This window comes from Aliiruegeria lutimaris, assembly GCF_900099935.1.
Lineage (GTDB): Bacteria > Pseudomonadota > Alphaproteobacteria > Rhodobacterales > Rhodobacteraceae > Tropicimonas > Tropicimonas lutimaris.
The window spans coordinates 86,247-110,491 of sequence record NZ_FNEK01000004.1 but is presented as its reverse complement, the minus strand read 5'-3'; the positions used below and the strand labels follow the sequence as shown (position 1 = coordinate 110,491).

16 protein-coding genes are annotated in these 24,245 nt (G+C 63.7%); 5 read left to right on the top strand and 11 right to left on the bottom strand.

What is annotated here, in order from left to right; translation table 11 throughout:
- Positions 1-4 precede the first annotated feature (4 nt).
- Positions 5-1,180, bottom strand: a complete 1,176-nt coding sequence (locus BLR85_RS03495) for an FAD-dependent oxidoreductase (protein WP_093149580.1) — start codon at positions 1,178-1,180, stop codon at positions 5-7.
- Positions 1,152-2,294, bottom strand: coding sequence for a tRNA 2-thiouridine(34) synthase MnmA (gene mnmA, locus BLR85_RS03490; protein WP_093149578.1), 1,143 nt, complete (start codon positions 2,292-2,294; stop codon positions 1,152-1,154). Before mnmA ends, BLR85_RS03495 begins: the two co-directional genes overlap by 29 nt.
- 298 nt (positions 2,295-2,592) lie before the next feature.
- Between mnmA and sciP the strand changes: the two genes are divergently transcribed.
- From sciP to recG, 4 genes are all read left to right on the top strand, one after another.
- Positions 2,593-2,877 carry a CtrA inhibitor SciP gene (gene sciP / locus BLR85_RS03485; RefSeq protein ID WP_093149813.1) on the top strand — a complete coding sequence of 95 codons (285 nt, stop codon included), beginning with the start codon at positions 2,593-2,595 and terminating at the stop codon, positions 2,875-2,877.
- Positions 2,878-3,003: 126 nt separating this feature from the next.
- On the top strand, positions 3,004-3,717 hold the full coding sequence (gene ctrA, locus BLR85_RS03480; RefSeq protein ID WP_093149574.1) for a response regulator transcription factor CtrA: 714 nt from the start codon (positions 3,004-3,006) through the stop codon (positions 3,715-3,717).
- Positions 3,718-3,955: 238 nt separating this feature from the next.
- On the top strand, positions 3,956-6,154 hold the full coding sequence (ligA, locus tag BLR85_RS03475) for an NAD-dependent DNA ligase LigA (RefSeq protein WP_093149570.1): 2,199 nt from the start codon (positions 3,956-3,958) through the stop codon (positions 6,152-6,154).
- Complete coding sequence (gene recG, locus BLR85_RS03470; RefSeq protein ID WP_093149568.1) at positions 6,151-8,241, top strand: ATP-dependent DNA helicase RecG; 2,091 nt, start codon at positions 6,151-6,153, stop codon at positions 8,239-8,241. The genes ligA and recG overlap by 4 nt, the downstream gene beginning before the upstream one ends.
- On the opposite strand, the gene BLR85_RS29745 is transcribed toward recG, so the two are convergent.
- The 4 genes from BLR85_RS29745 to BLR85_RS03450 form a co-directional block, all read right to left on the bottom strand.
- Positions 8,238-9,584, bottom strand: a complete 1,347-nt coding sequence (locus tag BLR85_RS29745; protein WP_093149565.1) for an SDR family NAD(P)-dependent oxidoreductase — start codon at positions 9,582-9,584, stop codon at positions 8,238-8,240. The genes recG and BLR85_RS29745 overlap by 4 nt on opposite strands.
- Before the next feature lie 275 nt (positions 9,585-9,859).
- On the bottom strand, positions 9,860-10,966 hold the full coding sequence (galK, locus tag BLR85_RS03460; protein ID WP_093149563.1) for a galactokinase: 1,107 nt from the start codon (positions 10,964-10,966) through the stop codon (positions 9,860-9,862).
- The gene (locus tag BLR85_RS03455; protein ID WP_093149559.1) at positions 10,963-12,015 is read right to left on the bottom strand and encodes a UDP-glucose--hexose-1-phosphate uridylyltransferase; all 1,053 of its coding nucleotides are present in this window, start codon (positions 12,013-12,015) and stop codon (positions 10,963-10,965) included. Before BLR85_RS03455 ends, galK begins: the two co-directional genes overlap by 4 nt.
- Positions 12,016-12,468: 453 nt before the next feature.
- Positions 12,469-14,682, bottom strand: coding sequence for an NADP-dependent isocitrate dehydrogenase (locus tag BLR85_RS03450; RefSeq protein ID WP_093149555.1), 2,214 nt, complete (start codon positions 14,680-14,682; stop codon positions 12,469-12,471).
- A gap of 265 nt (positions 14,683-14,947) precedes the next feature.
- Between BLR85_RS03450 and BLR85_RS03445 the strand changes: the two genes are divergently transcribed.
- Complete coding sequence (locus BLR85_RS03445) at positions 14,948-17,161, top strand: hypothetical protein (protein ID WP_093149551.1); 2,214 nt, start codon at positions 14,948-14,950, stop codon at positions 17,159-17,161.
- A 32-nt stretch (positions 17,162-17,193) separates the two neighbouring features.
- On the opposite strand, the gene fdhF is transcribed toward BLR85_RS03445, so the two are convergent.
- The 5 genes from fdhF to choW form a co-directional block, all read right to left on the bottom strand.
- The gene (gene fdhF / locus BLR85_RS03440) at positions 17,194-19,950 is read right to left on the bottom strand and encodes a formate dehydrogenase subunit alpha (protein WP_093149546.1); all 2,757 of its coding nucleotides are present in this window, start codon (positions 19,948-19,950) and stop codon (positions 17,194-17,196) included.
- On the bottom strand, positions 19,950-20,486 hold the full coding sequence (locus tag BLR85_RS03435; protein ID WP_093149542.1) for a periplasmic heavy metal sensor: 537 nt from the start codon (positions 20,484-20,486) through the stop codon (positions 19,950-19,952). The genes fdhF and BLR85_RS03435 overlap by 1 nt, the downstream gene beginning before the upstream one ends.
- 1 nt (position 20,487) lies before the next feature.
- Positions 20,488-22,167 (bottom strand): NAD(P)H-dependent oxidoreductase subunit E, encoded by a 1,680-nt coding sequence (locus BLR85_RS03430; protein WP_093149538.1) that lies wholly within the window; start codon positions 22,165-22,167, stop codon positions 20,488-20,490.
- 189 nt (positions 22,168-22,356) lie between these two features.
- On the bottom strand, positions 22,357-23,391 hold the full coding sequence (gene choV / locus BLR85_RS03425; protein WP_093149536.1) for a choline ABC transporter ATP-binding protein: 1,035 nt from the start codon (positions 23,389-23,391) through the stop codon (positions 22,357-22,359).
- Complete coding sequence (choW, locus tag BLR85_RS03420) at positions 23,388-24,224, bottom strand: choline ABC transporter permease subunit (RefSeq protein WP_093149533.1); 837 nt, start codon at positions 24,222-24,224, stop codon at positions 23,388-23,390. The genes choV and choW overlap by 4 nt, the downstream gene beginning before the upstream one ends.
- Positions 24,225-24,245 lie beyond the last annotated feature (21 nt).

Below are 24,245 nucleotides of genomic sequence, written 5' to 3'. Positions count from 1 at the left end.
GCCCTCAGCCGGTCCGGAAGAGCTTGCGATATTTCGGCAGGAACAGGTACCGCCCCTTGACCAGCCGCGTCGTGCGCGAGCCGACAAGCCCCACCACCGGCAGGATCGACTGCCCGACATGCTCGCCCAGCGGCACAAGCAGCGGCGCATTGCGCCACGGCCCGTAGGCCGCGGTCCGGTCTGTCCGTTTGCCGGCGAGGAAATTGCGCAGGCTGCGCGCGAGCCAGGGCGTCTGGCGCGATGCGCCGACGATGGTCATATGGTCGCCGCTATCGACCGCGTCGCCCGCGGCAAAGACATTGGGCAGCGCCGAGGGCCTTAGCCAGCGGTCATTGCGAACGCGGCCATCGGCGGTTTTCTCGACCCCCGGAAGCGGGTCCAGCAGCGCCGTGTTCGGTGTTGAGCCGAGCGCGGGAATGACAAGGTCGGCCGCGATCTCGCGCCCGTCGTCGAGGCGGATCGGGCCGGGGAAGGCGCCGCGCGTCTGCGGCAGGTCCACGGCTGTCCGGCCGGTGATGACTTCCACGCCGAGCAGGCCGAGCTTGGCTTCGAGCCCTTGCCCAAGGCGCGGGTCATAGCCGTCGATCAAGGGAGTGTCGGAGACGAGCGTGACCTGTTTGTGTGTTCGGAGCGCCTTGATCTCGCCGGCCAGTTCCACGCCGAGCGCGCCTCCACCGATTATCGCGATGGAGGACGCGCCTTCGATCTGTTGCGCCAGCGCGCGGTTGGCCTCGCGCAGTTCCTCCACCGAAGCCCCCGGCGCCTTGAAGGCGGTGTCGTGCGAAGAGCCGGTCGCCACAACGATAGCATCGGCGCCAAGTGTCTTGCCGTCTTCCAGCGTGACGCCGCTTTCGTTCACCTCCGCCGCGCTGGCCTGCACGACGCGTCCGGTCTGCAGCAACTTGTCATAGGGAAAGAGCGCCTGCTCGAACAGTTCCGGCTGCACCAGGGAGCGGATCATCACCGGGACGTGGCAAAAGAATTGCTTCCGCTCGACAAGCGTCACGTCGCAATAGCGCTCGAGCGATTGGGCCAGTTCCGTGCCGACATAGCCGCCGCCGACGATCACGACTTTCTTGCTCATGGTGTTGCTCCCGCGCCCTGTGTCCCGCCGAGCTTTGTGCCCGGACTGGCGGGGCGTGTCGAGGGGGTCAGCCGCGCCAGATCCAGCCGCCGCCAAAGATGCGGCTGCCTTCGGTTTCGTAGAAAACGCAGGCTTGTCCGGGCGAGACGCCTTCCTCGGGGGTGAACAGCTCGATCTCCGCCGTGTCCGGGCCAGTGGGCCGAAGGATTGCCTCGCGCGGCGGGCGGGTGGAGCGGACCTTGACGGACAGGTTCCATTCGGGTCGCGATTGCATCGGCGCATCACCCAGCCAGTTGATCTCGCGCACAGGCACGATCCGGGTCGAGAGCGCTTCCTTCGGGCCGACGATGACCTGCCGGGCGTCAGGGTCGAGCTTGACCACGTAGAGCGGCTCCGACAGCCCGCCGATCCCCAGCCCGCGTCGCTGGCCGATCGTGTAATGGATTACGCCTTCGTGGCTCGCCAGGACGTTGCCTTCCATGTCGACGATCTCGCCGGGCTCTCCCGCACCGGGGCGCAGCTTTTCGATGACCGAGGCATAGTTCCCGTCCGGGACGAAGCAGATGTCCTGGCTGTCGGGCTTGTCGGCGACCATCAGCCCGTGCCGCGCGGCGAGCGCCCGCGTTTCGTCCTTACTGGCCAGGTGGCCGAGCGGGAAGCGCAGGAAGTGGAGCTGTTCCGGCGTGGTCGAGAACAGGAAATAGGACTGGTCGCGACGTGGATCGGCCCCGGCATGCAGTTCCGGCCCGTTCGGACCCATCTTGCGCTGGATGTAATGGCCGGTGGCCATGCAATCGGCATCGAGGTCGCGCGCGGTCTGCAACAGGTCCTTGAACTTGACCCGCTCGTTGCAGCGTATGCAGGGAACCGGCGTGGCGCCGGCGAGGTAGCTGTCGGCGAACTCGTCGATCACCGTTTCGCGGAAGATGTTCTCGTAATCGAGCACGTAATGGGGAAATCCCATGTCCTCGGCCACCCGGCGAGCATCGTGGATGTCGATCCCGGCACAGCACGCGCCCTTCTTGGCCAACGCCGCACCATGATCGTAAAGCTGCAACGTCACGCCGACCACATCATACCCCTGGCTGGCGAGTTCGGCGGCCACGACGGACGAATCAACCCCGCCCGACATGGCAACAACCACGCGGGTTTCACTCGGTGGCTTCGGAAAACCGAGAGAATTCAGCGGGATATTTGCATCGAGCGCCATCTGGTGGAGCCTTTCGCTTGTTGCCGGGATTGGGAGCCGAAGTGGAGCAGATGGCAATGCCGGCCCCGAGTGTCAAGGTAACCTTACCGGCGCGGGGAGCGAGTTCCTAAAAAATGTCGCGCATTGAAGATACTTAGCCGGTGCGTTGGCGGGAGCGCTTAACCTATTTTGCACCGCTTCCCGGCCAGCATCCCCCCATGACGGCGGCAAGGAGCATGAAGCTCCGGAGACTGCAGAATTGGTCTCCGTCGAGCTTCCGGAAAACAAAATCTTCAACCGCATCCCGTGGGTACAAGACATGTTCATAAAGAAAATCGACGGGCCGCGTGCCGTGACGCTGCCGGATGGAACTATCATGACTCGGGCGGATCTGCCGCCAAAAGACACGCGCAGATGGGTCGCCAGCCGCAAGGCAGCGGTGGTTCGCGCCGTGCGCGGCGGCTTGATCACCATGGAAGAAGCGCGCAAATGGTACTCGGTCTCGGAGGAAGAATTCGAGAGTTGGATGACGGCAGTCTCGACACATGGCGAAGTCGCGCTGAAGACAACGCGACTTCAGCACTACCGTACTCCCCCAAAATAGCGAGGTTAACCATTTAACGTTTTGTGCAACTTTTGATTGAAACGACGGCACCTGTTTTCCGGTAATCGCGGGTTAACCAATTCCGGTCATGGTGTCTGCAATAAGGGATTGAAGCGGAGTAAGAAAATGCGTGTCCTGCTCGTCGAAGACGACCCGGCTACGGCCAAGAGTATCGAGATGATGCTTATCCACGCCAACCTCAACGTCTACTCGACGGATCTTGGCGAGGAAGCTATCGACCTGGCCAAGCTCTATGATTACGACCTGATCCTTCTGGATCTCGGCCTTCCGGACATGACAGGGCATGAGGTGCTGCGCCAATTGCGGCTGGCACGGATCGAGACTCCGACGCTGATCCTTTCCGGGGCGGACGATACGGACAGCAAAATCAAGGGCTTCGGCTTCGGTGCCGATGATTACCTGACCAAGCCGTTCCACCGCGAGGAACTGGTCGCGCGCATTCACGCCATCATTCGTCGCTCCAAGGGCCACGCGCAATCCGTGATCCGAACCGGCAAGGTGACGGTCAATCTCGACGCCAAGACAGTGGATGTTGAAGGCAAGGGTGTGCATCTGACCGGCAAGGAATACCAGATGTTGGAGCTGTTGAGCCTGCGCAAGGGAACGACGCTGACCAAGGAGATGTTCCTCAACCATCTCTACGGCGGCATGGATGAACCCGAGCTGAAGATCATCGACGTCTTCATCTGCAAGTTGCGCAAAAAGCTCAGCAACGCCACAGGCGGCGACAATTACATCGAGACGGTTTGGGGCCGCGGTTACGTTCTGCGTGACCCCGACGTCGACGGAATGAGCCGGCGCGTCGCAGTCGGCGCCTGAGCCGCCGGAAGCACGTACGGTTGCGCCCGCTCGCCATTCAGCGACCGGGCGAGCCACAAGATCCCTTCAGGCAGTGTATCTCGGGGCGGTGCATGGTGACATGGCCGCCCGTTTTTTTTGCCTTAGGCGTCATTAGAAAAGAAAATCGGCTTTTCGGACCCGTACTCTCGACCGGCGGGATCTGGACCAGACGTCGTACAGCCCCTATCAATCGAGAACCCTGGCGGCGGAGCGAGACATGGCAAGATCGAAAGCGGTGCAATCCCTGACTGCCGAAGAGGCCGCCAGCGAACTTGCGCGCTTGGCGCAGGTCCTGACTGAAGCCAACCGCGCCTATCATGCGGATGATGCGCCGGTGATGAGCGACGCCGAATATGACGTGCTCAAACGGCGGAATTCCGAAATCGAGGCGTCTTTCCCGAATCTGGTGCGCCCGGACACGCCCTCGGAGCAGGTCGGCACCACGCCCTCGGAGGGATTTTCCAAGGTCAGGCACGCCGTGCGGATGCTCTCGCTTGGCAATGCATTCGAGGACGAAGACGTCGCAGAGTTCGACCGTTCGATTCGCAGCTATCTGGGGTTGCCGTCGGAGGCTCCGCTTGCCTACACGGCCGAACCGAAGATCGACGGGTTGTCCCTGTCGCTGCGCTACGAGAAGGGTCGGCTGGTCCAGGCCGCAACGCGCGGCGACGGCAGCGTGGGCGAGAACGTGACCGCCAATGCCCGTACCATCGGAGATGTACCTCAAACTATTGAAAATGCACCTGAAATACTTGAGGTGCGCGGCGAAGTCTATATGAGTCACGCCGATTTCGAAGCCCTCAATGACCGGATTCTGGCCGAACATGCGTCGATCCCGAACCCCGGAAAACGTGTTGCAAAGACCTTTGCCAACCCGCGCAACGCGGCGGCCGGCTCTCTCCGCCAACTCGATTCTGCGATCACCCGCGAACGCCCGCTGCGTTTCTTTGCCTATGCCTGGGGAGAACTGTCCGAACCGCTGGCCGAGACGCAATTGGCGGCCATTGAGCGACTGGCCGCCTTGGGGTTCCCGACGAACCCGCTCACTATCCTCTGCCCCGACCCTGAGGCGATGCTACACCATTATCGGGACATCGAGGTGCAGCGTGCGAGCCTCGGCTACGATATCGACGGCGTGGTCTACAAGGTGGACGACCTTGCCTACCAGGCGCGGCTTGGTTTTCGCTCCACCACGCCTCGCTGGGCGATCGCCCATAAATTCCCCGCGGAACTCGCCTGGACACGGCTTGAGGAGATCGACATCCAGGTCGGCCGCACCGGCGCGCTCAGCCCGGTCGCGCGCCTATCGCCGGTAACAGTGGGTGGGGTCGTGGTGTCGAACGCGACGCTGCATAACGAGGATTACATCGCCGGGCGCGACAATTCGGGCGCGGCGATCCGGGACGGCCGCGATATTCGCGTCGGCGACTGGGTGCAGGTTTATCGCGCCGGCGACGTTATTCCCAAGATCGCCGATGTCGATATTTCGAAGCGACCCTCCGATGCTGAACCCTTTGCCTTTCCCCATCAATGCCCGGTCTGCGGGTCGGATGCGATCCGTGAGGAAGGCGATTCCGTCCGTCGCTGTTCCGGCGGCATGATCTGTGCCGCGCAGGCTGTTGAAAAGCTGAAACATTTCGTGTCTCGTGCGGCGTTCGATATCGAGGGGCTGGGCGCGAAACAGGTCGAACAATTCTACCGAGATGGCTGGGTGAAGACGCCAGCGGACATTTTCGATCTGGAAGAAAACTACGGCTCCGGGCTGCAGCAATTGCAAAACCGGGATGGGTGGGGCGAGAAATCGGCCACCAATCTCTTCCGCGCCATCGAGGAGAAGCGGCGCATTCCGCTGAACCGGTTCCTTTTCGCGCTCGGGCTGCGACATCTGGGCGAGGTCGCGAGCGCGACGCTCGCGCGGCATTTCGGCAGTTGGGATGTCTTGAAAGCGGTGATTGACGGCGCGATTTCCGAACCCGCCACGCAGGCAGAGGATGCCAAGGCGCGCAAGGCCGTTTTGGAGCAAAGCCCGAACTGGGCCGAGTTGCTGTCGGTCGACGGGATCGGCGAGACACTGGTGCAATCGCTGGTGACCGCAATGGCGCAGCCGGCCGAGCGGGAGATGATCGACGCGCTTGTCGCCCGGTTGCAGATCGAGGATGTTTCCGCGCCACAAGCAAGCGACAGTCCCGTAGCGGGCAAGACCGTGGTCTTTACCGGAACGCTGGAAAAGATGACCCGGGCCGAGGCCAAGGCGCGGGCCGAGGCGCTCGGCGCCAAGGTGTCCGGATCGGTGTCGAAGAAAACGGATCTTCTGGTGGCTGGCCCCGGTGCCGGCTCCAAGGCCAAGAAAGCGGCCGAGCTTGGCATCGAGACGCTGGATGAAGATGGCTGGCTGGTACTGATCGGGCAGGCATGAGCGGGCGGCCGGCGATCCTCTTTCCGCTCTTTGCCGAGTTGGAGACGCTGGAAGGCATCGGGCCGAAAACGGCCCGCAACCTCGCGCATATCGACATCGAGCGCCCGCGCGATCTGCTCTTCACGCTACCGCATTCCGGAATCGACCGCCGGCGCGTGCCAACGGTGCAAGGGCTGGAATTGCCGTGCACGGCAAGTGTAGAGGTCACGGTCGGCCAGCATCGCGGCGCGGCGCGGCGCAACGGGCCCTATCGGATCGAGGTCGAAGATGCGCAGACGCGTTTCCAGCTCGTCTTTTTCCACGCCAATGCCGAGTATCTTCAGCGGCAATTGCCCACCGGGCAACGCCGCCTGGTGTCGGGCAAGATCGAGTTCTTCGACGGTGTGGCGCAGATGGTCCATCCGGACCACATCTTGCGCCCGGAGGAGGCAGGCGAGATCCCGGAATTCGAGCCGGTCTATCCGCTGACCTCGGGCGTGACGCAGAAGGTAATGCTGAAGGCGAGCCGGGGAGCGTTGAAGCGGGCGCCGGACCTGCCGGAATGGTCCGATCCCGGTCTGGTGGAACGAGAGGGATGGACCGACTGGAAGAGCGCGCTCGAGGCCGCGCATAGCCCCGAGAGCCTGCGCGATGTCTCCGCTGACAGCGCCGCGCGACGGCGGCTGGCCTATGACGAGCTTTTCGCGCATCAGGTGACGCTGGCGCTGGCCCGGCAGGTCGAGCGGCGCGGCAAGGGGCGCGAGTCCGTTGCAACGGGCCGTTTGCAGTCGCGCGTTCTGGATGCCTTGCCCTACGTTCCGACCGGCGCGCAGGAGCGCGCGATCGCTGAAATCTCCGCCGACATGGCCGGTCCCAAGCGCATGTCGCGGCTACTCCAGGGCGATGTCGGCGCGGGAAAAACGCTGGTCGCGGTGATGGCGCTTCTGGTGGCGGTGGAGGCCGGGGGGCAGGGCGTGATGATGGCGCCGACTGAAATTCTGGCCCGTCAGCACCTGGAATCGCTCCGTCCCCTGGCCGAGAGCGCGGGCGTGGTTCTTGAACTCCTGACCGGTCGCGACAAAGGGGCAGAGCGGCGGGCCAAGCTTGAGGCGCTGGCACGTGGCGATATCCATATTCTTGTTGGCACGCATGCAGTGTTCCAGAAAGATGTGGAATTCCGGGATCTTCGACTGGCCGTGGTCGACGAGCAGCATCGCTTTGGCGTTGCGCAACGAATGGAACTCGGCGCCAAGGGGCACGCGGTGGACGTGCTGGTTATGACGGCCACGCCGATCCCGCGCAGCCTGTCGCTCGCGCAATATGGCGATATGGATCTTTCGGTGCTGGACGAGAAACCACCCGGGCGCCAACCGGTGCAGACGGCGCTGGTCTCTGCCCAACGTATCGACGAGGTGGTCGAGAGGTTGCGCCGCGCGATCGCGGAGGGGCGACAGGCCTACTGGGTCTGCCCCCTGGTTGAGGAGAGCGAGGTGGTGGATATGACCGCCGCCGAGGATCGCTTTCGTCATTTGCGCGCCGCCTTCGGTGAAGGCAAGGTTGGCCTTGTGCACGGACAGATGCCGCCGGCGGAAAAGGACGCCTCCATGGCGCGTTTCGTTTCCGGGGAGACGGCGGTGCTTGTGGCAACGACGGTGATCGAGGTTGGGGTCAACGTTCCGAATGCCTCGATCATGGTGATCGAACAGGCGGAGAATTTCGGTCTGGCGCAGTTGCACCAACTTCGCGGACGGGTAGGGCGCGGCGCGACGGCCTCGACCTGCCTGCTCATGTACAAGGGGCCGCTGACCGAAGGCGGTCGGCGGCGGCTGGAGATCCTGCGGGAGACGGAGGACGGTTTCCGCATCGCCGAAGAGGATCTCGCCATTCGCGGGGCAGGGGACCTGATCGGAACCGCACAGTCGGGCCTTCCGAAGTTCCGCGTTGCCGACATCGAACGGCAGGCGGGCCTGATGCAAGTGGCGCAGCAGGATGCACGTCGTCTTCTGCAGGACGACCCGGACCTGACCGGCCCGCGCGGGCAAGCCGTTCGCACGCTGCTTTGGCTCATGGAGCAGGACAAGGCGATCCGCCTGATTTCAGTAGGTTAAAGGGTTTGTTCTCGTCTGTTCGCAAATGTTCTTAAAAAGTTCTTTACTTTTGGGTCTCGAAGTGAGAACAAAGATGCAACAAACGAGCTACGATAGCCAACAGGACCCGCCCCGATGTTCACCGATCTGAAAGACCTGATTGCCCGTACTGAAGCAACTCTTCTGCCCGATGCACTCGGCGCGGTTGCTCTCATGGTGATCCTCGTCGCTGGCCTGCATCTGCCCGCGCTCGTCTGAGTTTCTGCCTGCGATCTGCCAACCGGCGGCGTCCATCCTCGTCCCCATCGTGATGAACGCCCGGCCTCTTGCCTGTCCCCAATAGGCTCGGGGCGCGCCTCTGCCCCAGCCAGCCGGCCTCCAGAATCGCGACTTTGCCGCCGCCATCCCGCCCGGATGTGCGGCGGTTTTTTTGTTTGGATGAGTGCCCATCTTTCGGAAGCTTGTCGGCGCCCCCAAATGATCGGTAATGGCTTGAAGCCGAGGTTGCGGTGTGCCGGTCTACGCCTTCCGAATATATAGGCCTCGAACGCCTCCGCGTAGTCGGGATGCCAGCGCGAGAGGGCCGGCCTGTTCTCGATTATGTCGCCCATCGCCCAGGTCATGCGCTTTTCGTCCAGTTCGCGCGACACATCGTTATCCGGGCAAAGGATATAGAAATCCCCCTCCCGCAGCTTTTCCATGGCAAAGCGCGCGAGTTCTTCCGGTGACCAGGCGCCGTCGGGCTTTTGCGTCCGGCCACCTGCTGTGAGCTCAGTGAAGACGAAACCGGGTATCAACAGATGTGCGCTCAGATGGGCGCCCGCACCACTGCGGAGTTCATGCGCCAGCGCCTCGGTATAGGCCTTCACGCCCGCCTTGGCGACGTTATAGGCCGGATCTCCCGGCGGTGTCGTGATCCCTTGCTTCGAGCCCGTGTTCACGATCATCCCGGGGCGGCCGCGCTCGATCATTCGCGTTGCGAAGGCGCGTGTCCCATTGATGACGCCCCAAAGATTGGTCTTGAGGACCGCTTCCCAGGCGTCACGCGGGCCGAACATCGCACTGCCGGGCTGGATGCCGGCGTTATTGACCAGGATGTCCGTGCCACCGAACCGTTCGGCAACCTCGGCCTCAAGCGAAGCCATGGACGCTTCGTCGGAAACATCGGCGCTGCGCGTCATCACGTCGGCAGCACCGGCGTCGCGGACCTTCCGGGCGGCGGCTTCCAGCAGGTCTGCGCGATTGTCGACGAGCACGACGCGCATGCCGACGGAAGCGAGTTCCTGCGCGAGCGCGAGGCCGATCCCGGCACCGGATCCGGTGATCACAGCGACGGAATCTGCGTTGAAAACGGAATCGACCATGTGAACCTCCCATTTGGCTTCGGCGCACGCTAGCGCGCGACTGCGCGGAACCCAATGAGGCGCTTTGCTCCGGAAGCTACGTCAGGAACGGAAAGAGGCCCGCCAAATCAATCTCTTGCGGTATGTTCCCTGGAGAACATACGGGGATCGATATCGACGGACCTTTCCCGCGGCGAAACAAGCACCGCACGCAGGACAAAGTGGAGCCTCACCCTGCGCGCCTCCAAGCTCGGGCAAAAATCCTAAGAAAAGGTTGCTGCCCGCTGCAAGGCGGTTCAAGTGACCGCAAGCACGCGTGCCTTGGCAAAGGAATCAACCAGTGACTGGCCGACCGTTTCGACGGCAGCGTCGGGCACAAGCACCACGATTGATCCGCCGAAACCGCCCCCGGTCTGCCGCGCGCCGATGGCGCCGGCCTGCAAGGCGGCCTCGACCAGCGCATCCGTTTCCGGAACGGTGATCTCGTAATCGTCCCGCTGAGAGGCGTGGCTGGCATTCATCAACTGGCCGAACAGGACCATGTTCCCGGCCTTGAGGGCGTCGAGCCCGTCCAGAACGCGCTGGTTGTCGGTGATCACATGCCGCGTGCGCCGGGCCAGCAGGTCCGCGATCCCAGACAGGCGATCAAGATCGTCGGGGCCGAGATCGCTCAACATCTCCACGCCGAGCGCCTCGCAGGCGGCGTTGCATTCTGCTACCCGGGTCGCATAACCGTCCTCGGTCAATTGATGGCTGACGCCGGAATGCACGATGACGAAGCTGTGCCCATCGGGCAGGTGCGCCGGCTGGTAGTCCAGCGTGCGAGTATTCAGGAAGAGCGCATTGCCGGGAGTGCCGACGGAGGAGGCGAACTGATCCATGATCCCGCAGGGCATGCCGACGAAACCATTCTCCACCGCGCGGGCCTTTACGGCAATCTCGACCGGAGAAATCGGCTTTCCGAACAGCTCGGAGGCCGCGCGGATCGAGGCGACTTCGAGCGCGGCGGAACTCGACAGGCCAGCCCCCATCGGCAATGTCGTGATCAGCGTCACGCGCAGTCCGGTTTCCGCGATCTCCTCTTGGGCGACGGCCTTCAGGCAGCCCAGCACGTAGTCCGACCAACGACCTTCCTTGCCATCGGTGATCTTGCGGGTCTCGGAGGCATTGAACGTGTCCGAATAGGCCTCCACCACGCCTGGCGCAGGCCCGCGCCCGACCGCGATGAAAACGCCAAGCCCCTTGAGCGGCATCGGCAGCACGTAGCCGCCATTGTAATCGGTATGTTCGCCCAGCAGGTTCACACGACCGGGGGCATAGGTGGTCAGCTCCGGCGCCCGGCCGAAATGCTGCTCATAGGCGGCGGCGGCATCAGCCGTCATGTCCCGATCCTGCGTTTTCACGAGGCGCCTCCTTGCTTGTAATGGACATCTGACAGGCCGCGCAGTCGTTCGGCCGCCTGCTCCGCCGTCAGGTCGCGCTGCGCTTCCGACAGCATCTCGTAACCCACCATGAATTTCCGCACCGTGGCTGAGCGCAGCAGCGGCGGATAGAAATGGGCGTGCAGCTGCCAGTGGTCCCAGCGGCCCTCTCGCGTCGGCGCGCCATGCCAGCCCATCGTGTAGGGGAACTCGGTCTCGAAAAGGTTGTCATAACGGGTGCAGAGCCTCTTGAGGATATCGGCCAGCCCATCGCGTTCCGCCTCGGTCAGATCAGGAAGTCGCAGCACGTGGCGGCGCGGCATCACGAGCGTTTCAAAGGGCCAGACCGCCCACCAGGGAACGACGGCCAGCCAGTCGTCATTCTCGACGACGATGCGCTCCTGCTTCTGCGACTCGGAAGCGGCATACTCGACCAGCAACACATTGCCGATCTCTTCGAGATGTCTCTTCTGGCATTCGTCTTCGCGGGTGACCTCGTTCGGCAGGAAATCGGAGGCCCAGATCTGCCCATGCGGGTGCGGCTGCGAACAGCCCATCACCACGCCCTTGTTCTCGAACAGTGCCACCCAGTCATATTGCGCGCCCAACTCCTCGATCTGCCCGGCCCAGACATCGACCACCTTGCGGATCTCGCTCACCGGCAGTTCGGGCAATGTCAGGTCGTGGCGCTCCGAAAAGCACATGACCCGGGCCGTGCCGCGCACATTGGCGGCGCGGAACAACGGATCACCCGTGGTGCCGCCCTCGGGGCTGTCGCTCAAAAGCGCTGGGAAGTCATTGTCGAACACCCAGGGGCCCGTGTAGCTGTCATTCACCACGCCATTGTTGCGGGTATTGCCCGGGCAGAGGTAGCAGCCCGGGTCGAATTCCGGCTTCTCGACACCAGCGGTCTTCTCCTGCTGGCCAGACCAGGGGCGCTTGTTGCGATGCGGAGAGACGAGCACCCATTCGCCCTTGAGCGGGTTGAAACGCCGATGCGGCGCGTCGTTGGAGACGGTATCGGATGCCATGCGCTCATACCTTTGCCATGGAAACACGCGTTGGAACTGCGATCACGCGTTTTTATTCGTTTTTATTCGATTCCGTTGTTGCTTCGGTAAAGCTTCAAGGCGCCTGCCCGGAATCTTCCTGTCAGTCCCGCGGGTCGAACGTGACGGAGGTAGCATATGACCAACAATTCAGCAAGAAAATGCGGCGCAATCGAGCGCTGTTCCGAAGGCGCCTAAAGGGGCACTACCTCTGATCATTAATAAGCTAATAGCGAAACTAATAATTCTCGTCAGAGGAATTATACATCCTCTTTCCTCAAATATCCTGGGGGGAGCGCTTGCTAGAGCGCGGGGGGCAAAGCCCCCTTTCGAAACTGCCCGCAAGCATCTCCTGAAGATGCGTTTGGCAGACGTGACCGGACAAAGAAAAACGCCCGCCGAAGCGGGCGTTTCCTTTGACTTTGTCGGCTATGATCAGCCAATGATCGCGTTCAGCGTCGCCGAGGGGCGCATGACTGCCGCGGTCTTGGTCGGATCGGTGTTGAAGTAGCCACCAAGGTCAACCTTCACGCCTTGCACTGCGGCCAACTCCCCGAGGATCGCTTCCTCGCCATCGGCCAACGCCTTGGCGATCGGAGCGAACTCGGCGGCAAGCGCGGCATAGTCACTCTGTGCGGCCAGCGCTTCGGCCCAGTAGCGGGCGAACCAGTAATGGCTGTCGCGGTTGTCGGGCTCGCCGACCTTGCGCGAGGGCGAGCGGTTGAAGTCCAGGATGCCCTGGGTCGCGGCCTCGGCGGCGGCGCCCAGCACGCCGGCCTTGGCGTTGCCCTTGGTGTCGGCCAGAAAGTTGAAGCTCTCGCCGAGGGCACAGAACTCACCCATCGAGTCCCACCGCAGGTGGTTCTCGGCCACCAGCTGCTGGACGTGTTTCGGAGCCGATCCGCCGGCGCCGGTCTCGAACAGGCCGCCACCGTTCATAAGCTTGACGATGGAGAGCATCTTGGCCGAGGTGCCCAGCTCCAGGATCGGGAACAAGTCCGTCAGGTAATCCCGCAACACGTTGCCGGTGATGGCGATGCTGTCCGCGCCGGCGGTGATGGTCTTGAGCGACTGGGCTGTTGCCTCGCGCGGCGCCATGATCTGGAATTTATCTGCAACACCAGCAGTTTCCAGCGCGGGCTTCACGTATTCAATCAGCTGTGCATCGTGGGCGCGCGCGCTGTCCAGCCAGAAGATCGCCTCGGAGCCGGTCAGGCGCTGACGGTCCAGCGCGAGCTGGATCCAGTTCTCGATCGGGGCTTTCTTCACGGTGCAGGCGCGCCAGATGTCGCCCGCCTCGACAGCGTGCGAATGCAGGGTCTCGCCATTGGCCAGAACGACGCGGATCTCGCCATCGGCCGGTGCCTCGAAGGTGGTCGGGTGGGAGCCGTATTCCTCCGCCTTCTGCGCCATCAGGCCGACATTGGCGACGGCCCCGGCGGTGGAGGGGTCAAGCGCACCGTTGGCCTTGAAGAAGTTGATCGCCTCGTCATAGACGGTGGCGTAGCAACGGTCGGGAATGACGCAGTTGGTGTCGCCCTTCTGGCCTTTCTCGTCCCAGCCCTTGCCGCCGGCGCGGATCACGGCCGGCATGGAGGCGTCGATGATGACGTCGGAGGGCACGTGCAGGTTGGTGATGCCCTTGTCGCTGTCGACCATGTACATGGCAGGGCGCTCGGCGGCCACGGCCTCGATTGCGGCCATGATTTCGGCGTTGCCTTTCACGCGCTCCAGCAGGTCGCCCATGCCGGAATTGACGTTGACGCCAAGCGCGGCCATCTCGTCGCCGAATTTTTCGAAGACAGGCGCGAGCCAGGCTTTCACCGCATAGCCGAAGATGATCGGGTCGGAGACCTTCATCATCGTGGCCTTCATGTGCAGCGAGAACATGGTGCCGTCGGATTTGGTGTCCTCGATCGCCTCGGCGAGGAAGGCGGAGAGCGCACGCACCGACATGAAGGTCGCGTCGGCAACTGTGCCTTCTTCCAGCGGCCAGCCAGCCTTGAGAACGCTCACGGCACCGTCCTTGGCGACGAACTCGATCTTGGCGTCTCCGGCTTGCGCGGCGGTGATGGTGGCGGATTTCTCGTTGGCGAAGAAGTCACTATCCGACATGGACGAGACCTTGGTCTTGCTGTCGGAGGCCCATTTGCCCATCGAATGCGGGTTCTTCTGGGCGTAGTTCTTCACCGCCTTAGCGGCGCGGCGGTCCGAGTTGCCCTCGCGCAGGACCGGGTTCACGGCCGAGCCCTTGATCGCGTCATACTTGGCGCGAACGGCCTTTTCCTCGTCCGTCGAAGGCTCTTCGGGGTAGTTCGGAACAGCAAAGCCTTGGGCCTGCAGCTCTGCGATGGCGGCGGTCAGCTGTGGCACGGAGGCCGAGATATTCGGCAGCTTGATCACGTTGGCGTCCGGTGTCTTCACCAACTCGCCCAATTCCGCAAGGTCATCCGAAATCCGCTGCTCTTCCTTCAGATACTCCGGGAAAGTCGAAAGAATCCGTCCGGCGACGGAAATATCCTTGGTTCCGACCTCGATTCCGGCCGCGGCGGCGAATTTGCGAATGATCGGCAGCAACGAAGCAGAAGCGAGTTCGGGTGCTTCGTCTACCTTGGTATACAGAATGTCGGGCGTTTGGTTTTCAGCCATTTGTCGTTACCTTTCAAAAGATTCCGAAGTGTTCCTCATCTCGGGGTGGGCAGCGCGGCATTCTCCCCAATGCCAGATTCTGCAGCTGCAGCCCCGGTTCGGGCGGCACAGTAGCGACTCTGACGAGACATGCAAATGCGACCATAAGTGTGCATGTGCAGCAAAGCAGTCTTGCGTCGCGGGAAAGGCTGGCCCTTGCCGCAGTTCCGCCGTTTACCTGCTCTCAATTGCACCGCATCATGCTGGCACGAGCCGGGAGAGTAGAATGGACCGATCTCAGACGCATGGCGGCCAAATCGTCGCCCATCGCAACGACCGTATGGGCGGGCGGCTGATCTCCATTCTCAATGCCATACGCATTTCGCGCGACTATGACATTCCCTTCGTGGTGGCCTGGGTCAGCCATGGCCGCACCGCCGAGGAGCTGCGCAACCCGACCGATATCTTCACGCCGGAATTCGTCGAACGCCATTTTGTCGAGGGCGACATGTCGGCTGCGGATTGGGCGGCGCTGGACGACCTGGACGCGACTCATCTCGGCAGTGCCGAGTCGCTGAAGGCAGCCGCGACCGAAGGGAAGGGGTTTCTTTCGCAGCGCTCGGTGGGTACGACCGTTCTGCCATGGGAGGATGCGGAGGCCGTCGCCGCGCGGCTGGCGGGCTGTTTTGACGGCATCGGCTTCTGCGACACGATCCGGCGTGTTTCCGAACAGATTGATGCACGGCTCGCGGGCACCCATCTGAGCGCCTATCACATCCGGCGCGGCGACATCATCTCCAACCCGATCACCTCGCAGAAGCTCTGGCCGAACAAGTATATCCCGCGCGAATTCTACGAGGTGCACCTGACCCACCAGTTGGAAGACCCGGAGGCGGCCTGTCTCGTCTTTTCCGACACGCGCCACGAGGTGGAGCGGCTCAAGGTTGCCGGTGGCGAACGGGTGATGACCTTCGAGGAGCTGGTGGGGGACGAGGAATTGCTGCTTGGGCAGCGCGATTTCCTTGAACTTTTTGCCATGTCGCGCTGCAAGCAGATCTTCGGCCCGCCGCATTCCGCTTTTTCGCAGACCGCGGCGACGCTGGGCGGCGGCACGGTCTTCTCGGTGCAGGACGCGCTTTCCTCAGAGGGGCAGGCCGAGGCGATGGAGCTTCTGATCTCTCGCATGGATGCGCCGGAGGAACATTTCCTCGGTGATGGCGACCTGGGACAGTGCTTCCCCTTTCTCGTCGATTACCTGCGCGGGCAGGGACGCGCCGCGCAGGCCCGCGACCTGCTCGCGGCACAGGTCAATCGCGGCTTCCGCAAGCCCTATATCTTCCCGCTTCTGAGCGAGCTTTGCGTCGATTGCGGTGACCTTTCCAGCAGTCGCAGGGTACGCAAGGCAGCCTGGGGCCGTCCGGTGAGCGGAGACGATGCGCTAGGAAATGTGGCCAGCTACGCGGCGCTTGCCCATCTCGAAGCCGGGGAAGCGGAGGATGCGCATCGCTGGGCGCATGTCGCCTGGTGGATGGGGCCGATGGACCGGCTGGTGCCGGGGGTGCTGGGGGCGCTGCTCTCGGCGGGCTGGCTGGAACGTGCTCCGAGCTATCCGATCGACCCGCGCATGATCTCGCGCAAGGGTAACCTGTTCCCCGGCGCCGATGAGCGGCTGTCCAGGCTGAACGCCTGCGTGCCGCCCGAGGGCTGGGCCGAGGCCGGCACGGTTTCCTACCCCTGGGAGGTGGCGCTCAGGGATTGGCGGCTGGTCCACGGCAAGCGGGTGGGGCGTGGCTACTGGAACCATACCCGCATCCGCAACGGGCTGGTGCGGCTGGAAAAGAACCACGTGCGGCTGGCTGGTAGCCCGGAGTTGGAGAGCGCGGCGGCGGTGATGCTGCGCGAATTGGGCGAGCTGGACGAGGCGCTGGCAAGCAACCGCGCGGCGCTGCGCGCCCATCCCGACGAGCCGATCTATCTCAAGCGGGAGGCGGATATCCTGCTGGAAGACGGCAAGCTTGCCGCGGGTCTTGTGCGGCTGGAAGAGGCAACAGAGGCGGCGGAGCGGCACCCCTGTTACCTGGCAGCCCTCGGCCATTGGTATGGCCGCGCCAAGCGCCCCGAGGAGATGGCGCAGGTCTATGCCGAGATCGCCACGGTGGAGCATGACCTGATCGAGTTGCACCTGATGACGGCGGAGGTTTTGCGCCGCCGGGAGGCGACGCGCGAGCAGGCGCTGGCGCAGATTACCCGCGCGGTCCGGCTCGGCCATGGCGCGCAGCGGCTTCAGACGGCGCAGGCGCGTATCCTCGCCGAGATGGGGCGGCTGGAGCAATCCGCCGCGATCTTCCGGGCGCTGGCGCAGAGCGGTTTGGCGCAGGCGACGACCTTCGCGCACATGTACCGGCTTTTCGACAAGGCCGGCGAGTTGCCAATCGCCGAGGCCGTCATCGCCGAAAGTCCGTTCCCGGTCGAAGAGATCAAGGAACTGGTCGAGGGTTAGGCCGGCGCCGCCCATGGGCAGCGCCGTTTGCGTCAGGCGGGCTCCACCCGAACGGCCGAGAACTTGAACTCGGGGATCTTGCCGTAGGGATCCAGCGCCGGGTTGGTCAGCACATTCGCCGCCGCCTCGACATAGGCGAAGGGCACGAAGACCATGTCCGGCGAGACCGCCCGGTCCGACCGCGCCATGATCTCGATGCTGCCGCGCCGCGTGCTCAGCCGCACCATGCCGCCCGGTTCCACCCCGAGCTTGCGCAACGTCGCCGGGTGGAGCGAGCAATTCGCCTCCGGCTCCACCGAGTCCAGCACCTTCGAGCGGCGGGTCATCGAACCGGTATGCCAATGCTCCAGTTGCCGCCCCGTGGTCATGACCATCGGATACTCCTCATCCGGCGCCTCGTCCGGCGCGATGATTGCGGCGGGTGTGAATTTCGCCCGGCCACCCTCGCGCGGGAAGCCGTCGCCAAAGACAACCGCTTGCCCCGGATCCTGCTCGGAGAGCGAAGGATAGGTAACGGATTCGCGCTCCAGCCGTTCCCAGGTGATATTGTCCAGGCTGGACATGGTGATCTTCATCTCGGTGAAAACCTCGCGCGGATGGGTATAGCGCCAGTCCAGCCCCAGCTTGCGCGCAAGCTCCATGGTGATCGCCCAATCCTCGCGCGCCTCGCCCGGCGGGGCGAGGGCGGGGCGGACCATCTGCACCTGCCGGTTGGTATTGGAGACGGTGCCGGCTTTCTCGTAGAGCGCCGAGGCGGGCAGGATCACGTCGGCGAAATTGGCCGTCTCGGTGAGGAAGATGTCCTGCACCACGAGGTGCTCCAGCTTGGCCAGTGCCTCTCGGGCATGCTCCACATCCGGGTCCGACATGGCCGGGTTTTCGCCGAGGATATACATGCCGCGAATGCGCCCCGCATGGACGTCATCGAGGATCTCGGTAACGGTCAGCCCCTTCTGGTCGCCGAAATCCTCCGAGCCCCAAAGCTCGGTGAAGCGCTGGCGAAGGCCGTCATCCGTAACGGATTGGTAATCGGGCAGGAACATCGGGATCAGGCCTGCATCGGACGCACCCTGCACGTTGTTCTGCCCGCGCAGCGGGTGCAGCCCGGTGCCGGGACGGCCGACATGGCCGCACATGAGCGCGAGGCTGATCAGGCAGCGCGAGTTGTCCGTACCGTGGATATGCTGGCTCACTCCCATGCCCCAAAAGATCATCCCCGCCTTGGCCCCGGCAAAGGTCCGGGCGACATCGCGCAGGGTTGCGGCGTCGATGCCGCAGATCTTCGCCATCTTCTCGGGCGCGAAATCGGCCAGATGCGCTTTCTCGGCTTCCCAGTTCTCAGTGCGCTGGGCGATATAGGCCTCGTCGTAAAGGCCCTCCTCGACGATGGTCGCCATGATCGCGTTGAGCATGGCCACATCGGTGCCCGGCCGGAATTGCAGCATATGCGAGGCAAAGCTGCGCAGCCCGATCCCGCGCGGGTCCATCACGATCAGCTTGCCACCACGTTTGGCAAACTGCTTGAAATAGGTCGCGGCGACGGGGTGGTTCTCGACCGGGTTCGCGCCGATGACGATTGCCACATCGGCATTCTCGATCTCGTTGAACGTGGCCGTGACCGCGCCAGAGCCAACATTTTCCAACAGGGCGGCGACCGAGGAGGCGTGGCAGAGCCGGGTGCAATGGTCCACGTTGTTGTGGCCAAAGCCTTCGCGGATCAGCTTTTGGAAGAGATAGGCCTCCTCGTTGGTGCATTTGGCCGAACCGAAACCGGCGACCGACCGCCCGCCATGCGCGGTGCGCAAGCCGCCAAGCCCACCGGCTGCGGCGTCCAGCGCCTCGTCCCAGCTCGCCTCGCGGAAATGGGTCGAGAGGTTTCCGGGGTCCACATTCAACCCCTTGGGCGGCGCATCCGTGCGCCGGATCAGCGGCTTGGTCAGCCGGTGTTCGTGGTGGATATAATCGAAGCCGAAACGTCCCTTGACGCACAGTCGGCCCTCGTTCGCCGGCCCGTTGATTCCTTCGACATGGGCAATGCGCCCATCCTTGACCTTGAGGCTTACGAGGCAGCCGACGCCGCAGAACGGGCAGACGCTCTGCGTCTCGCTGTCGAAATCCGCTTTGTCGCCGCGCTGCACCATGTCCATGATCGCCGCCGGCATCAGGGCGCCGGTCGGGCAGGCCTGCACGCATTCGCCGCAGGCCACGCAGGTGGAGGCACCCATTGGGTCGCCCTGATCGAAGACGGGAAAGCTGTCATGCCCGCGTCCGGCCATGCCGATCACGTCATTCACCTGCACCTCGCGGCAGGCCCGCACGCACAGGCCGCACTGGATACAGGCATCGAGATTGACCCGCATGGCAACGTGGCTGTCATCCAAAAGCGGGATGCGCTCTTTTTCTATCGCCGGGAAACGGCTTTCCTTGACGCCGACGGCATCCGCCACATCCCAGAAGTGGCTGGAGAGGTCGTGCGCGTCTTCGCGCTCCGGTTGGTCGGCCATCAGCATCTCCACCACCATCCTGCGCGCGCTTTCGGCGCGAGGGGTGGCGGTGTTGACGACCATGCCCTCGGATGGCTGCCGGATGCAGGAAGCGGCGAGGTTCCGCTCGCCCTCGATCTCCACCATGCAGGCACGGCAATTGCCGTCCGGCCGGTAGCCGGACGCGGGCTTGTGGCACAGATGCGGGATCTTGAGGCCGCGCCCATTGGCGGCCTCCCAGATCGTGGTGCCCTTGGCAACAGTGAGGTCTTCGCCGTCGAGGCGGAAGGTGACGCTGTCGGACATCAGTGGCTGCCTCCATGCGCGGAATGGTCAAAACCTGCGCCGCCTTGATAACCACGCGCTTGGGAATAAAGCATTTTCTGGTGGGGAGTCAGGAACGGCGCGGTGCGCAGATGCGCGCCGAGATGCACTTGCCGAAGTGCCGCCCGAGCGGCCTCTGCTGCGGCCAGCAGCTTGACGAGGCGCTCTGGGTCGATCTCGCCGCTCCTGAAAGCCGCGTCCAGCGCCGCTTCCGCGTCGAGCATCCGACGCCCTTCGGATTTGGCGGCCATTTTCATTTCGTCAAAGATCGTCTCAATCTGGCTTCTTTGTTCGGTATCCAGCGACAATGCGTCGGCCATTTCCAGCACATGCGCCGGCCCCGGCCAGCCATTGAGTTCCGCAGGCAGGGCAAGCCCCCAGCCTTCGCCAGCCTCAATGGAGGCGATATCGGCCTCCGAGAAGGAAGAGATGGTGCGTTCCTGCTGCCCGGCATAGGGCGCATCCTGCGCAAGGAGCGGAGAGGCGGCGCAGAGGGCCGCTATCACCAGGAGCCGCATCTCACACCTCCTCCGGGAAATGTTTCATCACCAGCCGGATCGGGTTCGGTGCCGCCTGTCCAAGCCCGCAGATCGAGGCATCCACCATGACCTCGCTCAGTTCCTCCAAAAGTGCGCGATCCCACTTTTCAGCCTGCATCAGCTTCACCGCCTTCTCGCAGCCCACCCGGCAGGGGGTGCATTGCCCGCAGCTCTCATCCTCGAAGAAGCGCAGCATGTTGAGCGCCGCGTCGCGAATGCTGTCCTCGTCCGAGAGCACGACGACGGCGGCCGAGCCGATGAAGGTGCCGTGCGCCTGTAATGTGTCGAAATCCAGCGGCACGTCCGAGAGCGTCGCCGGCAGGATGCCGGAGGAGGGGCCGCCCGGCTGGAAGGCCTTGAACACATGCCCTTCGGCGATGCCACCGGCAGCGGTGATGATATCGGTGATGGTGGAGCCGGCCGGCAGCAGGTAGACGCCCGGCCGCGCCACCCGGCCCGAAACGGAATAACTGCGGAGCCCGGTGCGCCCGTTATGTTCCACACCGTTGAGCACCTCGGGGCCGAAACGGGCAATGCGCGCGACCCAGTAGAGCGTCTCGACATTGTTCACCAGTGTCGGCTGACCGAAGAGCCCCACTTGCGCGACGTAGGGCGGGCGGTGGCGCGGGATGCCGCGCTTGCCCTCGATCGACTCAATCATCGCGCTCTCTTCGCCGCAGATATAGGCGCCCGCGCCGCGGCGCATCTCGATATAGCCCTTCTTCACCAGCCCGGCGGCCTCCAGCGCCGCGATCTCCTGGCGCAGGATCTCGCGTACCGCGGGATATTCGTCGCGCATGTAGAGGTAACAGCGCTCCGCCTCGATGGCCCAGGCCGAGATCAACATGCCTTCGAGAAACATATGCGGCTCGCGTTCGAGGTGGTGGCGGTCCTTGAAGGTGCCGGGTTCGCCCTCGTCGCCATTCACCGCCACGTAGCGCGGACCCGGATTGGAGCGTACGAAGCCCCATTTCCGCCCCGCCGGGAAGCCCGCGCCGCCGAGGCCCCGCAGGCCCGCCTGCACGATCTGTTCCTGCACGTCTTCCCAGTCGCCCGCCGCCCGCAGCAGGCGCAATGTCCGATAGCCGCCCTGCGCCTGGTATTCCAGGAAGCTCTGGCGGTCGGGCAGGTGGGGTTCGAACTCGCCTGCCTCTATTGCCGCCATCACCTTGCCCGGCGTGGCGCGTTCAATGTGGTTATGGCCCAGTTCCACGGTCGGCGCGGAATTGCACCGCCCCATGCAGGGCGCCCGGAGCACGCGGACCTCGTCTGGGTCCAGCCCATCCTCCAGCGCCTGCCGCAGCGCCTTGGAGCCCGCCATCTCGCAGGTCAACGAGTCGCAAACACGGATCGTCAACGCCGGCGGTGGCGTCTCGCCCTCATGCACGACGTCGAAATGGGCGTAGAACGTGGCGACTTCATAGATCTCGGCCTGCGCGATCCGCATTTCCTCGGCCAGCGCGCGGATATGGGCCGCCGAGAGGTGTCCATAGGCATCCTGGACCAGGTGGAGGAACTCGATCAGCAGGTCGCGCCGGCGTGGCTTCTCCCCTAGCAGGTCGCGAACCTCAACCAGAGCGTGGTCTTCAAGCTGCCGCCCCTTCGGTGTCCGGCGCCCGCGTCCGCGCCCAGATTTCCAGATTCCGGCCTGGTCGGTCATCCGCTCCCCCTCATTCTCTCCAGCCCGTGCAAACGGACTCCCCTGAGGCGACAGCCGAACAAGCTATGACCGAAAACGCAATAGTTGAACGGGCCGCAGCCGCTATTTCACCCTAGTTGGCAGACCGACGGGCTGTTTCAGCCCACCGAAAGCGACAGGGAAGGGCGGCTTCGCGACCGAATGACCCGCTCAGATATCGGCGCGCGGGTCCAGCAAGCGGTGCATCACCGTGGCCTTTGTAACCTGCCCGACAAGCTGGCCTTCGCGCTGCACCCCGAGCGTGATCCCCTGGTCGAGCAGGAGCCGCATCACGTCTTCCACCGGCGTATCCGCCCCGATGATATGTGCGGGCGCGTCGCCCGAGAGGGTTTCCATCACGTCCGAGGCCCGCAACACCCCCAGCGGGTTCATATGGGCGACGAAATCGGACACGTATTCGTCGGCCGGGTTGGAGAAGATCTCCTGCGGCGTGCCGCATTGCACGATTCGCCCGCCCTTGAGAATGGCGATCCGGTTGCCGATCTTGAACGCCTCGTCGAGATCGTGGCTGACGAAGATGATCGTGCGCTGCAGCCGCTCCTGCAATTCCAGCAACTCGTCCTGAAGGCGTGTGCGAATGAGCGGATCGAGCGCGGAAAAGGGCTCGTCCATCAGCAGGATCTGCGCATCGGTGACAAAGGCGCGGGCAAGCCCCACGCGCTGCTGCATGCCGCCCGACAGCTCGCCCACCTTGCGGTCGGCCCAATCGGCCAGCCCCACCAGTGCGAGCTGTTCGTCCACCTTGGCCGTGCGCTGCGCCACGGCCATGCCGCCAAGCTCCAGCCCGAGGCCCACATTCTCCCGCACCGTCCGCCAGGGAAGCAGCGCGAATTGCTGGAACACCATGGCGATCTTGCTCAGCCGCATCTGCCGCAGCGTTGCCTTGTCGGCATGGGTGATATCCACCATGTCATCGCCATCGGTCACATGTACTGCTCCGCGGACTACCGGGTTCAACCCGTTCACGGCGCGCAGGAGCGTCGATTTGCCAGAACCCGACAGCCCCATCAGAACAAGGATCTCGCCGCGCTCCACCTCCAGCGAGCAATCATGCACGCCGAGCACCTGTTGCGTCGCCTCCTGTATCTCGGAGCGGGACTGCCCGGCATCCATCAGCGGCAGCGCGCGCTCGGGATGATTGCCGAAAACGATGGACACATTGTCGAAGCGAACTGCCGTGCTCATTTCTTCGCTCCCAGGTTCAGGATCCGGTCCAGCATGACCGCCACCACGACGATCACGAAGCCCGATTCAAATCCAAGCGCCGTGTTCACCTGGTTGAGGGCCCGTACCACCGGAACGCCCAATCCATCCGCGCCCACGAGCGCGGCGATCACCACCATCGACAGCGACAGCATGATGGTCTGGTTCAGCCCGGCCATGATCTGCGGAAAGGCATAGGGAAGCTCCACCTTGGTCAACACCTGCGAGGGCGTCGCGCCAAAGGCGCGGGCGGCCTCCAGCAATGCCTTGGGCGTGGTCGACACCCCCAGGTAAGTCAGCCGGATCGGCGCTGGGACAACGAAGACCACCGTCGCGATCAGCCCGGGCACCATGCCGATGCCAAAAAAGACGATCGCGGGGATGAGATAGACGAAGGTCGGCAGCGTCTGCATAAGGTCCAGAACCGGCCGCATCCCCGCGTAGAGCCTGGGCCGATGGGCCGCCGCGATCCCGATCGGCACCCCGATCGCCATGCAGACGACACAGGCGGACAATACCAGTGTCAGGCTCTCCGTCGTCTCTTCCCAGTAGCCCTGGTTGATGATGAAAAGAAAGCCCACCGCCACGAAGACACAGATCTTCCAGTTGCGCTGCAGCACCCAGCTCAGCCCGACAAATGCCAGCACCACCAGCAACGGATGCGGTGCCTGCAGCACGAACAGGATGGCCTCGATCAACCCTTCCATAAGGTTCGAAAGCCCGTCGAAGAACCACTCTCCGTGATGCTGCAACCAGTCGAATACGGCTTCCGCCGCCGATCCGACCGGAATCTTGTTGTCAGTCAACCAATCCATCGAGCCTCCACGACGGGCCGC

Coding starts and splice junctions, on each gene's coding strand:
- mnmA (WP_093149578.1), bottom strand. CDS start 2,294: ATGGCGCTCGATGCAAATATCCCGCTGAATTCTCTCGGTTTTCCGAAG.
- sciP (WP_093149813.1), top strand. CDS start 2,593: ATGTTCATAAAGAAAATCGACGGGCCGCGTGCCGTGACGCTGCCGGAT.
- ctrA (WP_093149574.1), top strand. CDS start 3,004: ATGCGTGTCCTGCTCGTCGAAGACGACCCGGCTACGGCCAAGAGTATC.
- ligA (WP_093149570.1), top strand. CDS start 3,956: ATGGCAAGATCGAAAGCGGTGCAATCCCTGACTGCCGAAGAGGCCGCC.
- recG (WP_093149568.1), top strand. CDS start 6,151: ATGAGCGGGCGGCCGGCGATCCTCTTTCCGCTCTTTGCCGAGTTGGAG.
- BLR85_RS29745 (WP_093149565.1), bottom strand. CDS start 9,584: ATGGTCGATTCCGTTTTCAACGCAGATTCCGTCGCTGTGATCACCGGA.
- BLR85_RS03455 (WP_093149559.1), bottom strand. CDS start 12,015: ATGGCATCCGATACCGTCTCCAACGACGCGCCGCATCGGCGTTTCAAC.
- BLR85_RS03450 (WP_093149555.1), bottom strand. CDS start 14,682: ATGGCTGAAAACCAAACGCCCGACATTCTGTATACCAAGGTAGACGAA.
- BLR85_RS03445 (WP_093149551.1), top strand. CDS start 14,948: ATGGACCGATCTCAGACGCATGGCGGCCAAATCGTCGCCCATCGCAAC.
- fdhF (WP_093149546.1), bottom strand. CDS start 19,950: ATGTCCGACAGCGTCACCTTCCGCCTCGACGGCGAAGACCTCACTGTT.
- BLR85_RS03435 (WP_093149542.1), bottom strand. CDS start 20,486: ATGCGGCTCCTGGTGATAGCGGCCCTCTGCGCCGCCTCTCCGCTCCTT.
- BLR85_RS03430 (WP_093149538.1), bottom strand. CDS start 22,167: ATGACCGACCAGGCCGGAATCTGGAAATCTGGGCGCGGACGCGGGCGC.
- choV (WP_093149536.1), bottom strand. CDS start 23,391: ATGAGCACGGCAGTTCGCTTCGACAATGTGTCCATCGTTTTCGGCAAT.
- choW (WP_093149533.1), bottom strand. CDS start 24,224: ATGGATTGGTTGACTGACAACAAGATTCCGGTCGGATCGGCGGCGGAA.